This window comes from Clostridium sp. MSTE9 (assembly GCF_000277625.1).
In the GTDB taxonomy this organism is placed as follows: Bacteria; Bacillota; Clostridia; order Oscillospirales; family Acutalibacteraceae; genus Faecalispora; species Faecalispora jeddahensis.
Map to the genome: position 1 here is coordinate 23,978 of NZ_AKFU01000024.1, position 15,512 is coordinate 39,489.

A 15,512-nucleotide genomic window follows, 5' to 3' on the forward strand; every position below is an offset into this window, starting at 1 on the left:
GTCACCTCACATTGTTTCCAGAACCTTGCCGATCGCGGCCAAAAGCTTTTCACGGGCGGGCTCAAAGTCTTCCTCAATGGTGCAGCCTGCCGCCGCCACATGGCCGCCGCCGCCGAACTCCGCGCAGATCTTCGCCGCGTTCACCTGCGGCTGTGTGCGCAGGGAAACCTTGTAGCCGCCGATTTTGCGCTCGCGCATCGTCACGCCCACGAGGACGCCCTCAATTTGGCGGGGAATGGCCGAAAGGCCGTCGAGGTCGCCCTCATCTGCGCCGGAAGCCTCGATCATCGCGCGGCTGATGCACATGACGGCACAGCGCGCGTCAAAGTAAAACGCGATCGAATCCAGAACACTGCGCTCCATTTCCAGCCGGGCGCGCGTTTTGGTCTCGAACATCCGCCGGTTGATGTCTCCGGCGTCGATGCCCGTGCGGATCACCTGCGCGGCGATCTCGTGGGTGCGGGCCGTGGTGTTCGAGTAGCGGAAGCACCCGGTATCCGTCGTGATGCCGGTGTAGACCGCCTGCGCGATCACCTGATCCGGCACAACACCCAGGCGGCAGATCACCTCATAGATGATCTCGCAGGCCGCGGCGGCAGTGCTGTCCACATACGAGTTTTCCGCGAAATCCTGATGAGAGCCGTGGTGGTCGATGCACAGGTCGATCTTGCCCGCGTGCTTCGTCGCTAGCACCGGCCCGAGCAGCTTGATATCCGCCACATCGACGCTGACGACGAATTTGGCGGGGAACTCCTGGCGCTCGATCTCGTCAAACAAAAAGTCATATTTCTCCGAAACGGGGTCGGCACAGGTGCAGCGGGCCCGCTTGCCCATCAGCTGCAGCGCGCGGCAGAGCGCCGCAGCGCAGCCCAGCGTATCGCCGTCGGGAAAATGGTGACTTAAAATCTCGATGTCCTGCGCGCCGCGCAGGAGAGAAACCGCCCGCTCCAGATCAATCATCGTGTTCCTCCCCGTTTTCTTCCTCCCCGTCTTTCCAGTCCGACAGCAGCCTTGAAATGTTGGCGCCGTACTCAATGGAATCCGTAGCGTGGAACAAAAGCACCGGCACGTGGCGCAGTTTCAGGCGAAGGCCCAGCTCGCGGCGGATATATCCGCCCGCCGATTTTAGGCCCTCCACCGCCGTTTTGGCCTTGTCCAGCCCTTCCATGGCGCTGACATACACCGTGCAGTAAGATAGATCGTTCGTCACATCCACACGCACAATGCTGACCAGGCCCTGTACACGGGGGTCTTTCAGCTCACGGAACACCGCAGTCAGCTCGCGGTGAATATCCTCCGTGATCCGTTCAATTTTATGGCTTGGCATTCCTTAATCCTCCCGGTATTCCTCCATGGCAAAAGCCTCCAGAATGTCGCCTTCCTTCACATCGTTGAAGCGATCCAGACCAATACCGCAGTCATAGCCGTCGGCCACCTCTTTCACGTCGTCTTTAAAGCGGCGCAGAGAGGCAATTTTGTCTTCGGTAATCACGATTCCGTCGCGCACAACGCGAACCTGGGCGTTTCTGATGAGTTTGCCGCCAATGACGTGAGCGCCGATGATGGTGCCCACATTCGAAATCTTGTAAATCTCGCGTGCTTCTGCCTTTCCGAGCGCAACCTCGCGGAATTTCGGGGCAAGCATGCCCTTCATCGCGGATTCGATCTCGTCGATGCAGTCGTAAATCACGCGGTACAGGCGCATATCCACACCGTCGCGCTTGGCGTTCTCTTCAGCGATGGGATCAGGCCGTACGTTAAAGCCGACAATGATCGCGTTCGAAGCGTTCGCGAGCATGACGTCGGATTCGCTGATCGCGCCGACGCCGCCGTGAATGACAGCCACGCGCACCTCTTCGTTCGAGAGCTTCTCGAGCGACTGGCGCACGGCCTCCACAGAGCCCTGCACGTCTGCTTTGACAATGATCTGCAGGGTTTTCATGTCGCCCTGCTGCATCTGGTCGAACAGGTTGTCGAGCGTGACCTTCGTCTGCGCCCGGAACTGCTCTTCCTTCTGATCGTTATAGCGCTGCTCTACCAACTCGCGGGCCAAGCGCTCGTCGGAAACGGCGTTCAGCGTGTCGCCGCCGGTAGGCACCTCGCCAAGACCGGTGATCTCTACCGGCATCGAGGGTCCTGCATCCTGTACACGGTTGCCGCGGTCGTCCATCATGGCGCGCACACGGCCAACGCTGGTACCGGCCACCACGATGTCGCCCACATGCAGGGTGCCGTTCTGCACCAGTACGGTGGCGATGGGACCGCGGCCTTTATCCAGACGGGCCTCGATCACGGTGCCCTTCGCCGCGCGTTCCGGATTTGCGCGCAGCTCCTTCATATCTGCTACCAGCAGGATCATCTCGAGCAGATCGTCAATGCCCTGCTGCGTTTTGGCGGAAACGGGGATACACGGCGTTTCGCCGCCCCACTCCTCAGCCACCAGACCGTACTCAGTAAGCTGCTGCTTCACGTGGTCGGGGTTGGCGCCGGGCTTATCCATTTTGTTCACGGCTACGATGATCGAAACTCCCGCAGCCTTGGCGTGGTTGATCGCCTCTACCGTCTGCGGCATCACGCCGTCGTCGGCGGCCACTACCAGCACGGCGATATCCGTTACCTGCGCGCCACGGGCACGCATGGTGGTAAACGCCGCATGGCCGGGGGTATCGAGGAATGTGATCGGCCGATCCTGTATACTGACGCGGTATGCGCCGATATGCTGGGTAATGCCGCCCGCTTCGGAGGCCGTTACCTTCGCGTTGCGGATCGCATCGAGCAGAGAGGTCTTGCCGTGGTCAACGTGACCCATGACGACCACAACCGGCGCACGGGTTACAAGGTTATCGTCCTCATCCTCGCTGTCGTCGATGATCCGCTCTTCGATCGTGACAACGACCTCTTTTTCTACCTTGGCGTGGAATTCCAGCGCGACAAGAGCGGCTGTATCGAAGTCAATCGTATCGTTCACGGTGGCAAACACGCCCAGAGCCATCAGTTTTTTGATGACCTCGGCGGCGGTGGCCTTCAGGCGCAGCGCAAATTCGCCCACGGTGAGTTCTTCGGGGATGGTGACCGTCATCTGCTTCTGCTTGCGCTCCTGCGCGATGCGGCGCAGACGCTCGCTCTCGGTTTCGCGGCGGGCATTTCTCGGCTTGCCGCGATACTGCGAGCTGCGCTGGGTCAGCTTCTGCTTTTTCACCACGTTGTCCGTCTTGACCTTTTCAGAAGCCATACGGTCATATTTTTCATTGTAGCGGTCGAGCTCCACATTCGAGGTGCGGGTGTCGACAATGCGGCCCTGGGGCTTTCTCACCACATTGGAATCCGCCGAAGAAGCGGGCGCGTGGGCGCTCTGCTGCGGCTGGGTGTTCTGGCCGTGGTAGTTCTGCTGCTGGGGCCGGTTCTGCTGGCCCTGCGGATGGGCGGAGCGCTGCTGATTCTGATGCGGCTGACCCTGCTGCGGACGGCCCTGCTGGTTCTGCTGCTGAGGGGCGTTCGGCTTCGGGCCCACCGGGGTGATCTTGCCCGGCTTCACCGCTTTTCTCACCGGCGCCTCGCCTGCTGCCGCCGCCGGCGCCTGCTGCTGCGGGCGCTGTGCGGGCGCGGCAGGCTGCGGTGCCGCTGCCTCGGGGGCCGCGGCGGCCTGCGGCTCGCTCTGTGCGTTGTCGGCAAAGTACGCGTCCAAAGAGCCCATGTTGTTCTTCTGCGTAATCGCTTCAAACACCATATCGAGCTCCTGCTCCGTCAGCGCGGTCATATGTTTTTTCGTTTCGTCACAATATTTTTGCAGGATCTCGATTACGACCTTGTTCGGTACGTTCAGATCCTTCGCTACTTCATGCACCCTGTATTTCATCATCATTGACTCATCCCTCCCGTTTGTCTGCAGCCTCATTGGCCAGTTCCGTCAGCCTCTTAGCGAATCCCTGATCATTCACCGCAATCACTCCGGCTTTTTTCCCTAAAGCCATGCCGATCTCTTCCATCCCGTCCGCAAGGGCCAGGCAGGGGATTTCGGCCTGCTGCGCCGCCTTCTGTGCATGGGTGGCGGTGCGTGCGGAAACATCCCGCGCCAATATGATCAGTTTTGCTTCTCTCTTCTTCAGGGCTTCGTCCACGGCATCATGACCCAGACTGAGCCGGCCCGCGCGCCGGGCGATGCCCAAAAGAGAGAGAACCTGGTTTTTCATTTTCCGATCTCCTCCTCCAGGCGGTCGTACACCTCCGCAGGTATGGGGCAGGAAAACACCCGCTCAAACCGTTTGGACTTGCGCGCCGCTCTCAGACAGTTGATATCCTTGCACACATAAGCGCCGCGCCCGGGTTTACGGCCGGTCAAATCCAGCGAAATTTCGCCTGGCCCGATGACCTGCCCGGATTCATCTTTCACCTCCGGCGCCTTGACCACCCGAACCAGCTCTTTTTTCGGTTTCATTTCTCCGCAGCCTGCGCACATACGCAGGGGCACGCGCTTTTGCATCATACGATCTTACTCCTTCCCGCGCACTCGCGCGGCATTTCTCCCGTTTACACATGGGAAGGGAGCTTCCCCGGCCGATTGCCGACTGATTTTATTCGTCCTCCGGCTCCTCCGCTTTGCCGGCAACAGGTTCTTCACCATAAAAGCCGCTTTCGGGCTTGATGTCGATTTTCCAGCCGGTGAGCTTCGCGGCAAGGCGGGCGTTCTGGCCCTTGTTGCCGATCGCGAGCGAAAGCTGGCTGTCCGGCACGGTCACGCGGCACACGCGCGAGCCGTCCTCCGCCACCTGAACGGAAAGGACATCCGCCGGGGAAAGCGCCGACGCGATGAATTGGGCCGGGTCGTCGCTGTACTCCACAATATCGATTTTCTCGCCGCCGAGTTCGGTGACGATATTCGAAACACGGGCGCCTCTTGCACCGATGCACGCGCCGACCGCGTCTACATCGGGGTTATGGCTGATCACCGCAAGCTTGGTGCGGGAGCCCGCTTCGCGGGAAACGGCCTTGATTTCGACAACGCCGTCGTAAATTTCGGGAACCTCGGTTTCAAACAGGCGCTTCACCAAGTCGGGGTGGGTGCGGCTGATCATGGCGCGGGGGCCCTTTTCCGTCTCTTTCACGTCCACCACATACACCTTGATGTGGTCGCCTTCGCGCAGCTGCTCGTCGCCGACTTGCTCACTTTTGGGCAGCACGGCCTCGGCCTTGCCGATTTTCAGCGTGGCCGCTCCCGAACGGGGGTCTACGCGCTCTACCAACGCGGTGACCAGTTCCTGATTTTTGCTCTGGAATTCCTGCATCATCTGGCCGCGCTCGCCGTCGCGAATGCCCTGGCGGATGATGTTTCTGGCCGTCTGCGCGGCGATTCTGCCGAACTCCTTGGTGTTCAGCGCCACGTTGACCTTATCCTCCAAACCGGCGGAGGGGTCAATTTCTCTGGCCTGTGCCAGCGAAATTTCTTTGCCCGGGTCCTCGACCTGCTCGACGACCATCTTGCGCAGGAACACTTCAAAGTTGCCGCGGGCGGCATCCATGTTGATGAGTGCATCCTCGTTGCCGTAGCTGTTCTTACATGCGGTCAAAATCGCCTTCTTGATTTTGTCCAGCATAAAATCGACCGGGATGCCCCGTTCCTTTTCCAACAAATTCAAAGCCTCAAAAACTTCGCTGTTCATCTAAACTTACTCCTCTTCAAAATCGTCATCGAACAGACGCACCGATGCGCTGTCTTTCTGGGCAATGGTAATGACTTCCTCCCCCTCGTCGCGCAGGCGGATTTCTCCATCCGCCAAAGAGAGCAGCTCCCCGTAAAGCTCCCGGCAGCCGTCCAGCAGCGGGCGAATCAATTTAACCCGCACCGGCGAGCCGGCAAAACGCTCAAAATGCTCCGGGCGGGTCAATTCTCGGTTGATACCCGGAGAGCATACCTCCAGGCAATAGCTTTGCTCAATCGGGTCCTCTTCATCCAACAGGGTGCTTAGCGCACGGCTGACAGCTTCGCAGTCGTCCAGGCCGATTCCCTCGGGCTTGTCAAGAAAGACCCGCAAAAACCAGTCCGCGCCCTCTTTGACGAAGCGGACATCCCAAATTGTTACGCCTGCACTGCTTGCGGCGCGCTCTGCAAGCGCCCAAACAGCCCCTACGGTATTCCCTGATTTCTTCTTTGCAGCCAACGCTTTCACCTCATAGACAAACAAAAGAGCGGGTCACCCCACTCTTTCATCCTCACCGTTATTTACTCGATTTAGTATAGCATATTCTTTTCGAAAATGCAACTTTATTTTCAGTTCTCGATCTGCCGCGCCAGAAAAGAAGCCGCGGCCTGTGTGAGTTTGATGTCGCTGGCGTCGGGCTGTTCGGAGGAATCCCCCGCAAGCAGCACCACGGCGCCCATTACGTCGCTCGATGCGATGATGGGGTACACCACCGAAGCGGCGCGGTTGATTCCTTCCACCGGCTGCAGCGGCGGGCTGTTCTGGTCGCGCACATACGTGTGGCGGGCATGCATCGTTTCTTCCAGATCCTGCGACACGCGGCGCTCCATATATTCCTTGCGGGAAGCTCCTGCCACTGCGATCACATGGTCACAGTCACATACCAGAGCCGGCCGGTTCGCGATTTTGCTGAGCACGTCTGCATACTGCGCTGCAAAAGCGGACATTTCCCCAACTGCCGAATATTTTTTAAAGATAACGCCGCCCTCGGCATCCGTAAATATTTCCAGCGGGTCGCCCTCACGAATTCTGAGAGTCCGGCGGATTTCCTTCGGGATAACGACGCGGCCTAAATCATCAATTCGTCTGACAATTCCTGTAGCCTTCAAGTTAATACTCCCTCCTGCGATTTGATTTACGATTATTATCCGCACTCTCTTTTCTCTTATTCATGCCTCTTCCAATTCCGCCAAGGAATCCCTATGGAGGATTTTAGCAAATCTTTCGATGGGACTCGCTGTTCTTTTCCGATTCTTTGGTGTATAATATACGCCATACAGCGATAAAACCGGGAAACAACGCCCTGTTTTTTCAGCGGATGCTGATCGCGCTATTTTACATCATCTAAAAAATCGATTGAAAACGCAAAACACAGGAGGTACCCCCGTTGAAACAAAGAACGTTTTTTTCATCGGCCCTGCTGGCGGTTCTGCTGGTGCTGGCCCTGACCGGCTGCTCCGCGCGCACCGCCGTGGACGCAAATGACTTTAAAACCCTTGCGGAAGGCGCCGGTTACACCGTGACGGACAACACAGATCAGCTCAGCGGCGCGAAAAGCTACCTGAGCGCGGAGGACAAAAGCGGCAACGAGCTGTATTACGCCGCCCTTTCCGACGAAGCCACCGCGCTGCGTCTGTACAATTCCATCAAGGACAGCATTCAGACCGGCGGCAACAAGCCCACCAATCTGGATTCCACCCCTTACGCGAAATACACCGTAACGAACGGCGAGCTGTACTACCGCGTCAGCCGCGTAAACAATACGGTGATCTACGGCAAATGCCTTGTTACCAGCCAGTCCGCGCTGGATAAGCTGCTGGATTCCATCCATTATTGATTTTTGAATGATTTTCGGGAGAGTGCATATGAAAAAGATTCTGGTTCTGTTCCGTTTATCCGATTCCCAGAAAGCGCTTCTGGAACAAAGCTTTCCCGGCGCTGGTTTTACTTATGCGACACGCAGTTCCGTCACCGACGCGCAGCTTGAGGAGGCCGACGTGATTTTCGGCAATCCCAAGCCCGAAAAGCTTTCTGGGCTGACCCGCCTGAGATTGCTGCAGCTCTCCACCGCGGGCAGCGACAATTACGAGGGGGATGGCATTCTACCGTCCGGCTGCACCATGCACAGCGCGAGCGGCGCTTACGGCGTCGCCGTTTCGGAGCACATGCTGGCGCTGACGCTCTCGTTCTGCAAAAAGCTGCACCTCTACCGCGACAACCAGCGGCAATCGTTGTGGAAGGATGAAGGCGGGGTCGTTTCGCTCTCTTCCATGAAGGTGCTGGTCATTGGCGCGGGGGACATCGGCAGCCACTACGCGCGGCTGTGCCGGGCACTTGGCTCCTACATCATCGGCGTGCGGCGAACGGCAAGCTCGCCCACAGAGGAATTCGACGAGTTGCACACGCTGGATAAACTGGATCAGCTGCTTCCAAAGGCGGATGCCGTGGCGATGGCTCTGCCGTACACGCCCGAAACGCAGCATTTTATGAATGAGCATCGCCTTCAGTTGATGAAGCCGGGCGCACTGCTGATCAACGGCGGGCGCGGCAAGACGGTAGACCAGCAGGCCGTACTCGCTGCTCTGCAAAGCGGGCATCTCGGCGGTTTCGTCACCGACGTCTGCGACCCCGAACCACTGCCGGAAAGCGATCCGTTGTGGCTGGAAAAGAACGTGGTTTTAACGCCGCATATCGCCGGACTGTTCCATTTGCCCCAAACGCTTGAGTTTGTTCTGGAACTGGGCATTCGGAATATCAAGCGTTTCCTGGAAGGAAATCCCTGATTTTAGTTTGATGAATGAAATGAATCCCCGCTCCGTTTTAGGAGCGGGGATTTTTTGCTTTCTTGGCTCATTCTTTTTTCAAGAAGATTTTCAACAATTTGTTAACTTTTGGTTGAAAACCATTTGAATTCTACTTTTTGTTTTTAAAAATTATTCCTTATGCTGGGGGGAACTTCCGTCAAAGATATTTCGTTCGCGAGAGGGCGAGTTGTTTTTCTCTGCAGGTTTTTCCGCGATGTGCGCGTAAACGTAGTCTGTCTGCTTGCGCAGGCTTGCACCTCATGCGGGGACAGGCACTTACTTTCTCTACGAGGCGAAAGTGTAAGCAAAGACTCGCCAAAGGGCACCTTTGGAATCCGTTTGGGGAACGATCCCCGACAGTGCAAACAAAAGCTATCCGTAAGGCTCTCCTCTGAAAATGCCCACTCTCCTGGTTTCATCAAAAAACATGCTTAGCAATCTCGTCCGTCGGCGGTCATTTTCAGAGCGCTCTCGTCGACTTGCAGTTTTTAGACACGAAAGCCTACACCAAAGCCGTTTTCGTGCGAGGAACCGGCAAACACACGCGTGACAATTGGAGCGCGGAGCGGAAGTTCTCTTTACGTTAACCCGCGACGCATGCGCAGGTTTAACCTGCCCTGCATTAAAAAAGCTTGCCGCCGGCGAAGCCGAATAAGGCCATCGAAAGAATACCCACATACAAAAATACCGAAGGCAGCCCCTGGAACGCTTTGGGCATATCGGGATTCTTCAGCCGCTCCATCGCGTGGGACAAAACAAGCGCCGCCGTAAAGAATGCCGCGCCCGTTCCGATCGCATAGCCGGTGATCTGCCAGCCGGTCATACGGAACACCCGCTGAATAAACGGCATGGCCAACACAATGCAGTTGATCGCCGATGAAGAGAACACCGGCTCCAGTCTTTTGTAGCGCGCGGCAAAAAACATACGGTACAAAAGCGCCGCGAGCAGATACACCACCGCAACGCATACCGCGAAAATCGCGGGGCGGTAAAACGCCGCGGGACTGATCCCCGGCACCAGCTGATTGAGGGCGATCCCCATCCAGGCGGAAATCAGAGTAAAGGCGCTTAAAAGCCCGGCGTACGAAAGCAATATTTTTGGCCTGCGCGCCGCGCGAAGCACCCGGCTGAACCCGACGCCGCCGCAGAAGATCACATTCTGTGCCGTCAGTGCCAGAATCGCATAGAAAAACAACTGCACTGCCATTTCCATTCCTACTTCGCCTTCCTTTCCGCCACGGCCCGCTTGGCATTCGTGTGCTGAATCAGCGCCGCGATCACACCCAGCAGCAAAAATCCAACGAGGGGGTACGCGCCCGCGTGGTATACTCCGCCCGTGTCCTTAACAATGTTGCCCCAAATTTCCCGCAGGGCCGCCACCAGAAAGATCACCGCGGAAAAGCCCGCCGTGCAGCCCAGCGAATCCATGAGCACCGCCAGCGTGATATGCGACGGCGCGTAATCGTTGGCGCGCGACAGAATGATCGAATTGCCGATCATCAGAACCGCGTAGATACTCAGAGCAGAAAAAGCCTGCGGCATCAGCCACTTGGCCAGAGCCGTCGCGGGCAGATACATCACCCCCGAGAGCACCAGCGCAGCCGCGGGACGAATCCAGACCGGTATTTTCATCCAGCCGCTGAGAACGCACACCGGCAGCATCATGACCAGCATCATCAGCGAAAGCACCGCGGCGTTCTGCATCGTATAGCCTGCCCCCACCACGGGGAACAGACCCAGCGCGCCAATTGCCACCGGGTTGCGGAAGACCAGGCCGTTCAGGAAAATCCCAGTGCTTTCCTTGATCAGGCGCTTGTGCATCGTTTTTTTCGAGCCTCTTGCGGACGACCGCCGGCCACCCTTTTCCATCAGTTGGGATTCCGCCTTCGGCTTTTTTTTATTGCTGCTCATTGCGCCTCGCCTCCCTCCTCGCCGTCACGGCAATCACAAAGCTGTCGATCACGGGAGAAACCGCGTTCATCAGCAGCACCGCAAAGCAGGCCGCTTGCTCAAACGCTCCGTACCGGCGCATCAGCATAATCAGCACACCGGCTACCGCGCCATACAGGGCTTTGCCCACATGTGTGCGGGGCGATGTCACCGGGTCGGTGATCAAAAACACAGAGCAGAACAACAGCGAGCCCGACAGCAGCTCATATTTTAACGACGTGAGCGGTGTTACCATAATGCGCGGGAACAGCAGGGCCATCAGCCCGGCCGCCGCCAGAAAGCACACGGTAATCCGCCAGCTCACCGTTTTCTTCACGATCAGATACACGGCGCAGGCCGCAACCACCAGTACGGCAGTGGTTCCGATCGCCCCGCCGTCAGTGCCCCACAGCATCTCGGAGGGAATCTGATTTGGCTTGAGCCCTTCCTTAAGTACTGAAGCCGCAGACGGTTCCGAAAACGAAAACACCCGCTGCGGCCAGAACACGGTGACAAACGCGACCCCCGCCGCCGCGGGGTTAAACGGATTGTTCCCGGTAAAGCCGAACGGCACACGAGCTGCCAGCACCGCAAACGCGCCCGCCAGAACTGGCAGCCATAAAGGAGCCATCTGCGGCATGAGCATCGCGATGATCAGGCCCGTCACCACGGAGGAAAGTTCCGAGATATCCACCTGCCGCTTTGCGATCATACAGGCAGCGATTTCAGAAATAAAGCAGGACGCGACTGACGCCGCCGCGACCCAGAGAACGTGCGTGCCATAATGCACCGTGGGCAAGGGCAAAAGAAGAGCCAGCGCCAACAGCATGTCCTTCATCATGGTAGACACCGTTTGTCCGCTGCGGAGAAACGGCGGTTTTTGAATCATAAGCTGCTGCATTCGGCGCTTATCCCCTTTCTTTGATTTCCATTGCGCGGGCCACCGCCCCCGAAAGATCGAGCCCCGACGGGCACACCACCGAGCAGGCGTTGCAGGCACAGCACAAATCGGCGCGCAGAAGCTGCCCGGCATCGGGATATTCCTGCCCCTGCAAGCGGCGGTAGATGTCCCAGGGCATGATCCCTACGGGACAGGCGGCCTCGCATTTTCCGCACCCAATGCACGGAAACACTTTGACCGTCTGCATCGCTTCCGGCAGAACGATCAGGCACCGCAGGTCCGCAGTGACAGGAGCAGAGAGCTCCTCCACCCGGTTTCCTGTGACCGGCGAGCCCGCAATCACCACCGTGCGTTTTTTGCGCCCGCATGCGGAGAGCAGGTCTTCAATCGGCATGCCCAGCGGAACCCGCAGGTTCTGCCAGCGGGAAACACCCTGCCCGGCCACGGTGATTACCGTGGTGGTCTGGGGGATTCCGCGCTCCGCCGCCTGCGCAAACGCTTCCAGCGCCTGCACGCCGACCAGGCCGGGACGATGTCCCTGCCGGTGCAGCCTTTTTAAAAGACCGGGCCGCGCGGGGTAACGCCCGCCGCTGCCAACCAGCAGATCGGCTATCTGGCCCGAAACACGCGAGTAGCTACGGGCGCGAAAGCTGCTGACGACCGCGATACCGGTCTTTTTTGCGCCAACCGCCAAAGCCGCCAGCTCCAGCCCCTGCTGTACCCCCTGCGGATTTTCGCGCAGGACAGCCAAACCGCTGCAAACATATGGCTCGTCATCCAGCACATTCGCACCAAGCCAATCAATTTTCATTCGACGAAGCCGTTTCAGCTTCTTAAATAAGGGTATCCCATCATATTCATCAATAATCCCGGCGGCGGCCGCAAGGCGAATCAGCTCGTCCGGCGCATGCTCCATTCCGGGAGCGCGCAGGGTCAGCTCCTGCTCCTCGCTGTCCTGCCGGATCACCGCACAGTCCACCATGCCCCGCACCGGGTGGGGCAAAGCCTGAAAGCCGGTGACCGTGCCGCTCACGGGTGAGGTGACTGCGACATGGCTGCCCGGCATGGAAAGCTGGGAAAAGCGCAGCACCGTCTCCCCTGCGCGCACGCAGCGGTCGATCAGCGCCTGAGCGCCCGGCAAAGGCACATACAGTACCTCCGGCGCGGGCAGCGCCAGAATTTTCGCTTTCATCGTTCGGCTCTTTTGCTGCTCCAGCCGGATGCCGGAGGAAAAAAACGAAATCATTGGAAATCACCTCTTACAAAATACCGGGGCCGTTAATATTATAGTAGTGAAGCTCTTATTGTGATTGGGGGTGTCAACTTGAAGACTAAAGCCCTGGATGCTTCTCACCTGCTGATCATCCTGACCGCACGGGAAACCCGGGCCTTGGGGCTGATGCAGGGATTGAGCTGGAGCAGCCTGCACTGCCGGCTGACGATTGCCCGCATTTTTGCCGCGGCCTGTGCCAGCACCAACTTTACGCTGAAGAGGGACCAGGTCGCGATTCGTGCGATGGCAACCGCAGACGGTGAAACCGTGCTGATGTTTACCGCGGTGTCCCCGGCAAAAGCCAAAAAAGGAGAACCGCGTAAAATTTACCGGATCAAATGCTCCGGGCCTTATGTGTATGAACTGGAAAATGCCGGAGATCTTCTGGATGTTCTGGAGCATCTGTACCGCCTCAACACGCTCGGCGGATGCCAGCTGCTGCGGTACGGCAACAGCTACCGGCTGATTCTCTCCCCGTATTTTGCGATGAAAGAAAAAACAGAAGCCTTCTTGAAAGAATATGCCCGGCTTCGCGGCATTGGCAAAACGGCCGCAGCCCTTTCTCTGGAGCACGGCGAGCTGCTTTCGCGCGACGCAGTGAACCAGGTAGGCGGGTGTCTTTAACGCCCGGCCGACTGCAGCTGCCGAATCACCGCGGCGGGATCCTCTGCTTTAAAGATCCCGGTGCCGGCCACACAAACATCCACGCCCGCCTGTGCGCATTCCAGAACCGTTTGAGCATTGATCCCTCCGTCCACTTCAATCAGGACGGAGGGATTTTTCTCTTTGATCTGCCGTACCTTCAAAAGCGGCCCGGGCATAAAGCTCTGCCCGCCAAAGCCGGGTTCCACTGTCATGACCAGCACCAGATACAGCTTGTCCAGATACGGAAAGATCGACTCGGCAGGGGTATTGGGTTTGATTACCATCGCAGGTTTTACCCCATGAGAAAGGATTTCTTCGATCACCTCTTCGGGATCATCAGCGCATTCCACATGGAACGAGATGATGTCCGCCCCGGCCTTTGCAAAATCCACAATGTATTTCTTCGGGTGCTGGATCATCAGATGAACGTCAAACGGAAGTGTCGTATGGGGCCGCATGGCCGCGATCACCGGCGCGCCAAAAGAAATATTCGGAACAAACGCGCCGTCCATTACGTCCAGGTGAACGAAATCGGCGCCGCCGTCGGTAATTTTTTTCAGCTCGTCCGCCAGATGTGAAAAATCCGACGCCAGCATCGAGGGGGATACTAACATAGTGAGAACTCCTTCCTGCGCAAAACGCAGCGGCTGTTTTGGAACAACGCGCTTCTGAGGGAAGCACCGGCACTCCGCTCCGCAGCCAGGAGCGCCGTCCCCTCGCTTGATCTGTTCTATTTTACCCCAATTTCCACCCTTTTTCAAGCGCGGCGCAAAACACGTCCAAATAGAAAATGCCCGCCACAGCCAGAACGGCTGAGGCAGGCAATCTATTTGAAGCGGTACTCAATCTCGCCCGCAATCCATACTATGCGATTCGGGGCATCCACGCCACTCCTTTTTCAGGGGACAAAAGCCAAATTCTGCGCCAGCACTGCAATTGCCGGCATGGTGAGAATAGAGAGCAGCGTGCTCAGCGCGATCATCTTACAGGCCAGCTGCGTGTCGTTGCCGAGCTTGATCGCAAACAGCACCGAGTTCATCCCAACCGGCGCGGCCATCAGCAGCGCCGTGGTCACCATCACGACGGGGTCGGGCCGCAGCAGCCACAGCAGCAGCAAAAAAGCCACCGGCACCATAACAAGACGCAGCGCCGTCACCAGATAGACCTCGCGGTCTGAAAAAACATCGCGCAGGTTCAGCTTAGCCAGATATGTACCCACCACAATCATCGCCAACGGCGTGTTCATCGCCCCGATGGAATCCAGCGTTTGTACCAGAGGCTCCGGCAGAGAAATCGACAGCGCGTACAGCGGCAGTCCGATCGCAAAGCTGATGGTTCCGGGATTCAGCAGCGCCTTTCTCAGCATCTGCCTGCGGTCCTCCCCGGCTCCGCCCAGGATGATATACCCATGCGTCCACGTCAAAAGATTAAAGGCCACCACGCACGCAGAGGCGTACACTACGCCTGCACTGCCCAAAATGGCCTGGGCCAGCGGCAGACCCATGAACCCGCAGTTGGAATATATCGCGCCGTAACGCAGCATGCCCGCGCGGGCGCGTGTCTGCCTGCGGAACACCAGCTGCATGGCCGCGGCGACGGCGATCATCCCCGCCAGAAATAAAAGGATCGTCAGCAGGATCTTGCCCGTGCTGACCCCTTCTGAATCCGCCTGCAGAGCCGCGATAATCAAACACGGCCCAACGATATACAGCAGCAGATTCGTCAGCTGAGCAGCACCGCGCGAGGTAATGATCCGCTTTTTATAGCAGACATACCCCACACCCATGATCAAAAACATAACGAGGACCTTTTCCGCCACGGCAAGGGTCGAAGCGATCAAGACTAATCCTCCCTATGGCTGTCCGGCGAATCACCGGCGGGTGTGGAATCCTCATCCGAAGCTTCCTGCGGCAGAGCCTGTTCTTCCGGCTCACTGAACTCCTCATCCTGCACATGGTCCTGCGGATCCTGCTCCAGCATGGCCTCGGTCCGCTTTTTCTCGCGGTAGAAGGCTACGCCCACCACGGCCAGCGCGACCGCGGTCACTCCGCGCAGTACCCAGCCCATGGTTCCGCTGAACATGTGGTAATCCGGGTACAGCAGATTCATCAGCCACCATCCGCCGAGGAACAAAAAGTATATCCCTGCAAAAATAAATATCTTGTTTTCCTGGCGCAGTCTGAAAATCATGATCAGACCGGCGGCAAACCAGATCACGGGGTAAAGATATGCCATATACCATTTTCTCCTGTTCTCTGAAGAGA

18 protein-coding genes are annotated in these 15,512 nt (G+C 57.8%); 3 read left to right on the forward strand and 15 right to left on the reverse strand.

What is annotated here, in order from left to right:
* Positions 1 to 6 precede the first annotated feature (6 nt).
* The 8 genes from HMPREF1141_RS05355 to HMPREF1141_RS05390 all read right to left on the reverse strand — a co-directional run bounded on the left by HMPREF1141_RS05355 (position 7) and on the right by HMPREF1141_RS05390 (position 6,805).
* Positions 7 to 960: a DHH family phosphoesterase gene (locus HMPREF1141_RS05355; protein WP_009061884.1), complete on the reverse strand. Its 954-nt coding sequence runs from the start codon at positions 958 to 960 to the stop codon at positions 7 to 9.
* Positions 953 to 1,327, reverse strand: a complete 375-nt coding sequence (gene rbfA / locus HMPREF1141_RS05360; RefSeq protein WP_009061868.1) for a 30S ribosome-binding factor RbfA — start codon at positions 1,325 to 1,327, stop codon at positions 953 to 955. Before rbfA ends, HMPREF1141_RS05355 begins: the two co-directional genes overlap by 8 nt.
* 3 nt (positions 1,328 to 1,330) lie before the next feature.
* The gene (infB, locus tag HMPREF1141_RS05365) at positions 1,331 to 3,862 is read right to left on the reverse strand and encodes a translation initiation factor IF-2 (RefSeq protein WP_009061905.1); all 2,532 of its coding nucleotides are present in this window, start codon (positions 3,860 to 3,862) and stop codon (positions 1,331 to 1,333) included.
* Positions 3,863 to 3,866: 4 nt separating this feature from the next.
* A complete protein-coding gene (locus HMPREF1141_RS05370; protein ID WP_009061950.1) occupies positions 3,867 to 4,190 on the reverse strand; it encodes a ribosomal L7Ae/L30e/S12e/Gadd45 family protein in 324 nt (107 codons plus the stop codon).
* Positions 4,187 to 4,483, reverse strand: coding sequence for a YlxR family protein (locus HMPREF1141_RS05375; protein WP_009061946.1), 297 nt, complete (start codon positions 4,481 to 4,483; stop codon positions 4,187 to 4,189). The genes HMPREF1141_RS05370 and HMPREF1141_RS05375 overlap by 4 nt, the downstream gene beginning before the upstream one ends.
* An 88-nt stretch (positions 4,484 to 4,571) precedes the next feature.
* The gene (nusA, locus tag HMPREF1141_RS05380; protein WP_009061846.1) at positions 4,572 to 5,657 is read right to left on the reverse strand and encodes a transcription termination factor NusA; all 1,086 of its coding nucleotides are present in this window, start codon (positions 5,655 to 5,657) and stop codon (positions 4,572 to 4,574) included.
* A gap of 6 nt (positions 5,658 to 5,663) precedes the next feature.
* Positions 5,664 to 6,179: a ribosome maturation factor RimP gene (gene rimP / locus HMPREF1141_RS05385; RefSeq protein WP_155863518.1), complete on the reverse strand. Its 516-nt coding sequence runs from the start codon at positions 6,177 to 6,179 to the stop codon at positions 5,664 to 5,666.
* Between the two features lie 86 nt (positions 6,180 to 6,265).
* Positions 6,266 to 6,805 carry a stage V sporulation T C-terminal domain-containing protein gene (locus HMPREF1141_RS05390; RefSeq protein WP_009061913.1) on the reverse strand — a complete coding sequence of 180 codons (540 nt, stop codon included), beginning with the start codon at positions 6,803 to 6,805 and terminating at the stop codon, positions 6,266 to 6,268.
* A 278-nt stretch (positions 6,806 to 7,083) separates the two neighbouring features.
* Between HMPREF1141_RS05390 and HMPREF1141_RS05395 the strand changes: the two genes are divergently transcribed.
* Positions 7,084 to 7,533, forward strand: coding sequence for a hypothetical protein (locus tag HMPREF1141_RS05395; protein WP_009061843.1), 450 nt, complete (start codon positions 7,084 to 7,086; stop codon positions 7,531 to 7,533).
* Positions 7,534 to 7,561: 28 nt separating this feature from the next.
* Entirely contained in the window at positions 7,562 to 8,479 is a 918-nt protein-coding gene (locus HMPREF1141_RS05400; RefSeq protein WP_009061882.1) for a D-2-hydroxyacid dehydrogenase, read from the forward strand.
* A 643-nt stretch (positions 8,480 to 9,122) separates the two neighbouring features.
* On the opposite strand, the gene HMPREF1141_RS05405 is transcribed toward HMPREF1141_RS05400, so the two are convergent.
* The 4 genes from HMPREF1141_RS05405 to HMPREF1141_RS05420 are packed head-to-tail and all read right to left on the reverse strand — an operon-like array spanning position 9,123 to position 12,576.
* Positions 9,123 to 9,713: an Rnf-Nqr domain containing protein gene (locus tag HMPREF1141_RS05405; RefSeq protein WP_009061848.1), complete on the reverse strand. Its 591-nt coding sequence runs from the start codon at positions 9,711 to 9,713 to the stop codon at positions 9,123 to 9,125.
* 2 nt (positions 9,714 to 9,715) lie between these two features.
* A complete protein-coding gene (locus tag HMPREF1141_RS05410) occupies positions 9,716 to 10,411 on the reverse strand; it encodes an Rnf-Nqr domain containing protein (RefSeq protein WP_009061857.1) in 696 nt (231 codons plus the stop codon).
* The gene (locus tag HMPREF1141_RS05415) at positions 10,398 to 11,330 is read right to left on the reverse strand and encodes an RnfABCDGE type electron transport complex subunit D (RefSeq protein ID WP_009061837.1); all 933 of its coding nucleotides are present in this window, start codon (positions 11,328 to 11,330) and stop codon (positions 10,398 to 10,400) included. The genes HMPREF1141_RS05410 and HMPREF1141_RS05415 overlap by 14 nt, the downstream gene beginning before the upstream one ends.
* Positions 11,331 to 11,337: 7 nt before the next feature.
* Positions 11,338 to 12,576, reverse strand: a complete 1,239-nt coding sequence (locus tag HMPREF1141_RS05420) for a 4Fe-4S dicluster domain-containing protein (RefSeq protein WP_009061955.1) — start codon at positions 12,574 to 12,576, stop codon at positions 11,338 to 11,340.
* Between the two features lie 78 nt (positions 12,577 to 12,654).
* Between HMPREF1141_RS05420 and HMPREF1141_RS05425 the strand changes: the two genes are divergently transcribed.
* On the forward strand, positions 12,655 to 13,227 hold the full coding sequence (locus HMPREF1141_RS05425) for a hypothetical protein (protein WP_009061847.1): 573 nt from the start codon (positions 12,655 to 12,657) through the stop codon (positions 13,225 to 13,227).
* On the opposite strand, the gene rpe is transcribed toward HMPREF1141_RS05425, so the two are convergent.
* From rpe to HMPREF1141_RS05440, 3 genes are all read right to left on the reverse strand, one after another.
* Positions 13,224 to 13,862: a ribulose-phosphate 3-epimerase gene (gene rpe, locus HMPREF1141_RS05430; RefSeq protein WP_009061855.1), complete on the reverse strand. Its 639-nt coding sequence runs from the start codon at positions 13,860 to 13,862 to the stop codon at positions 13,224 to 13,226. The two genes, HMPREF1141_RS05425 and rpe, sit on opposite strands and share 4 nt — an antisense overlap.
* Positions 13,863 to 14,146: 284 nt before the next feature.
* On the reverse strand, positions 14,147 to 15,088 hold the full coding sequence (locus HMPREF1141_RS05435) for an AEC family transporter (protein ID WP_009061922.1): 942 nt from the start codon (positions 15,086 to 15,088) through the stop codon (positions 14,147 to 14,149).
* 2 nt (positions 15,089 to 15,090) lie between these two features.
* Positions 15,091 to 15,483, reverse strand: coding sequence for a hypothetical protein (locus tag HMPREF1141_RS05440; RefSeq protein WP_009061902.1), 393 nt, complete (start codon positions 15,481 to 15,483; stop codon positions 15,091 to 15,093).
* Between the last annotated feature and the right edge of the window lie 29 nt (positions 15,484 to 15,512).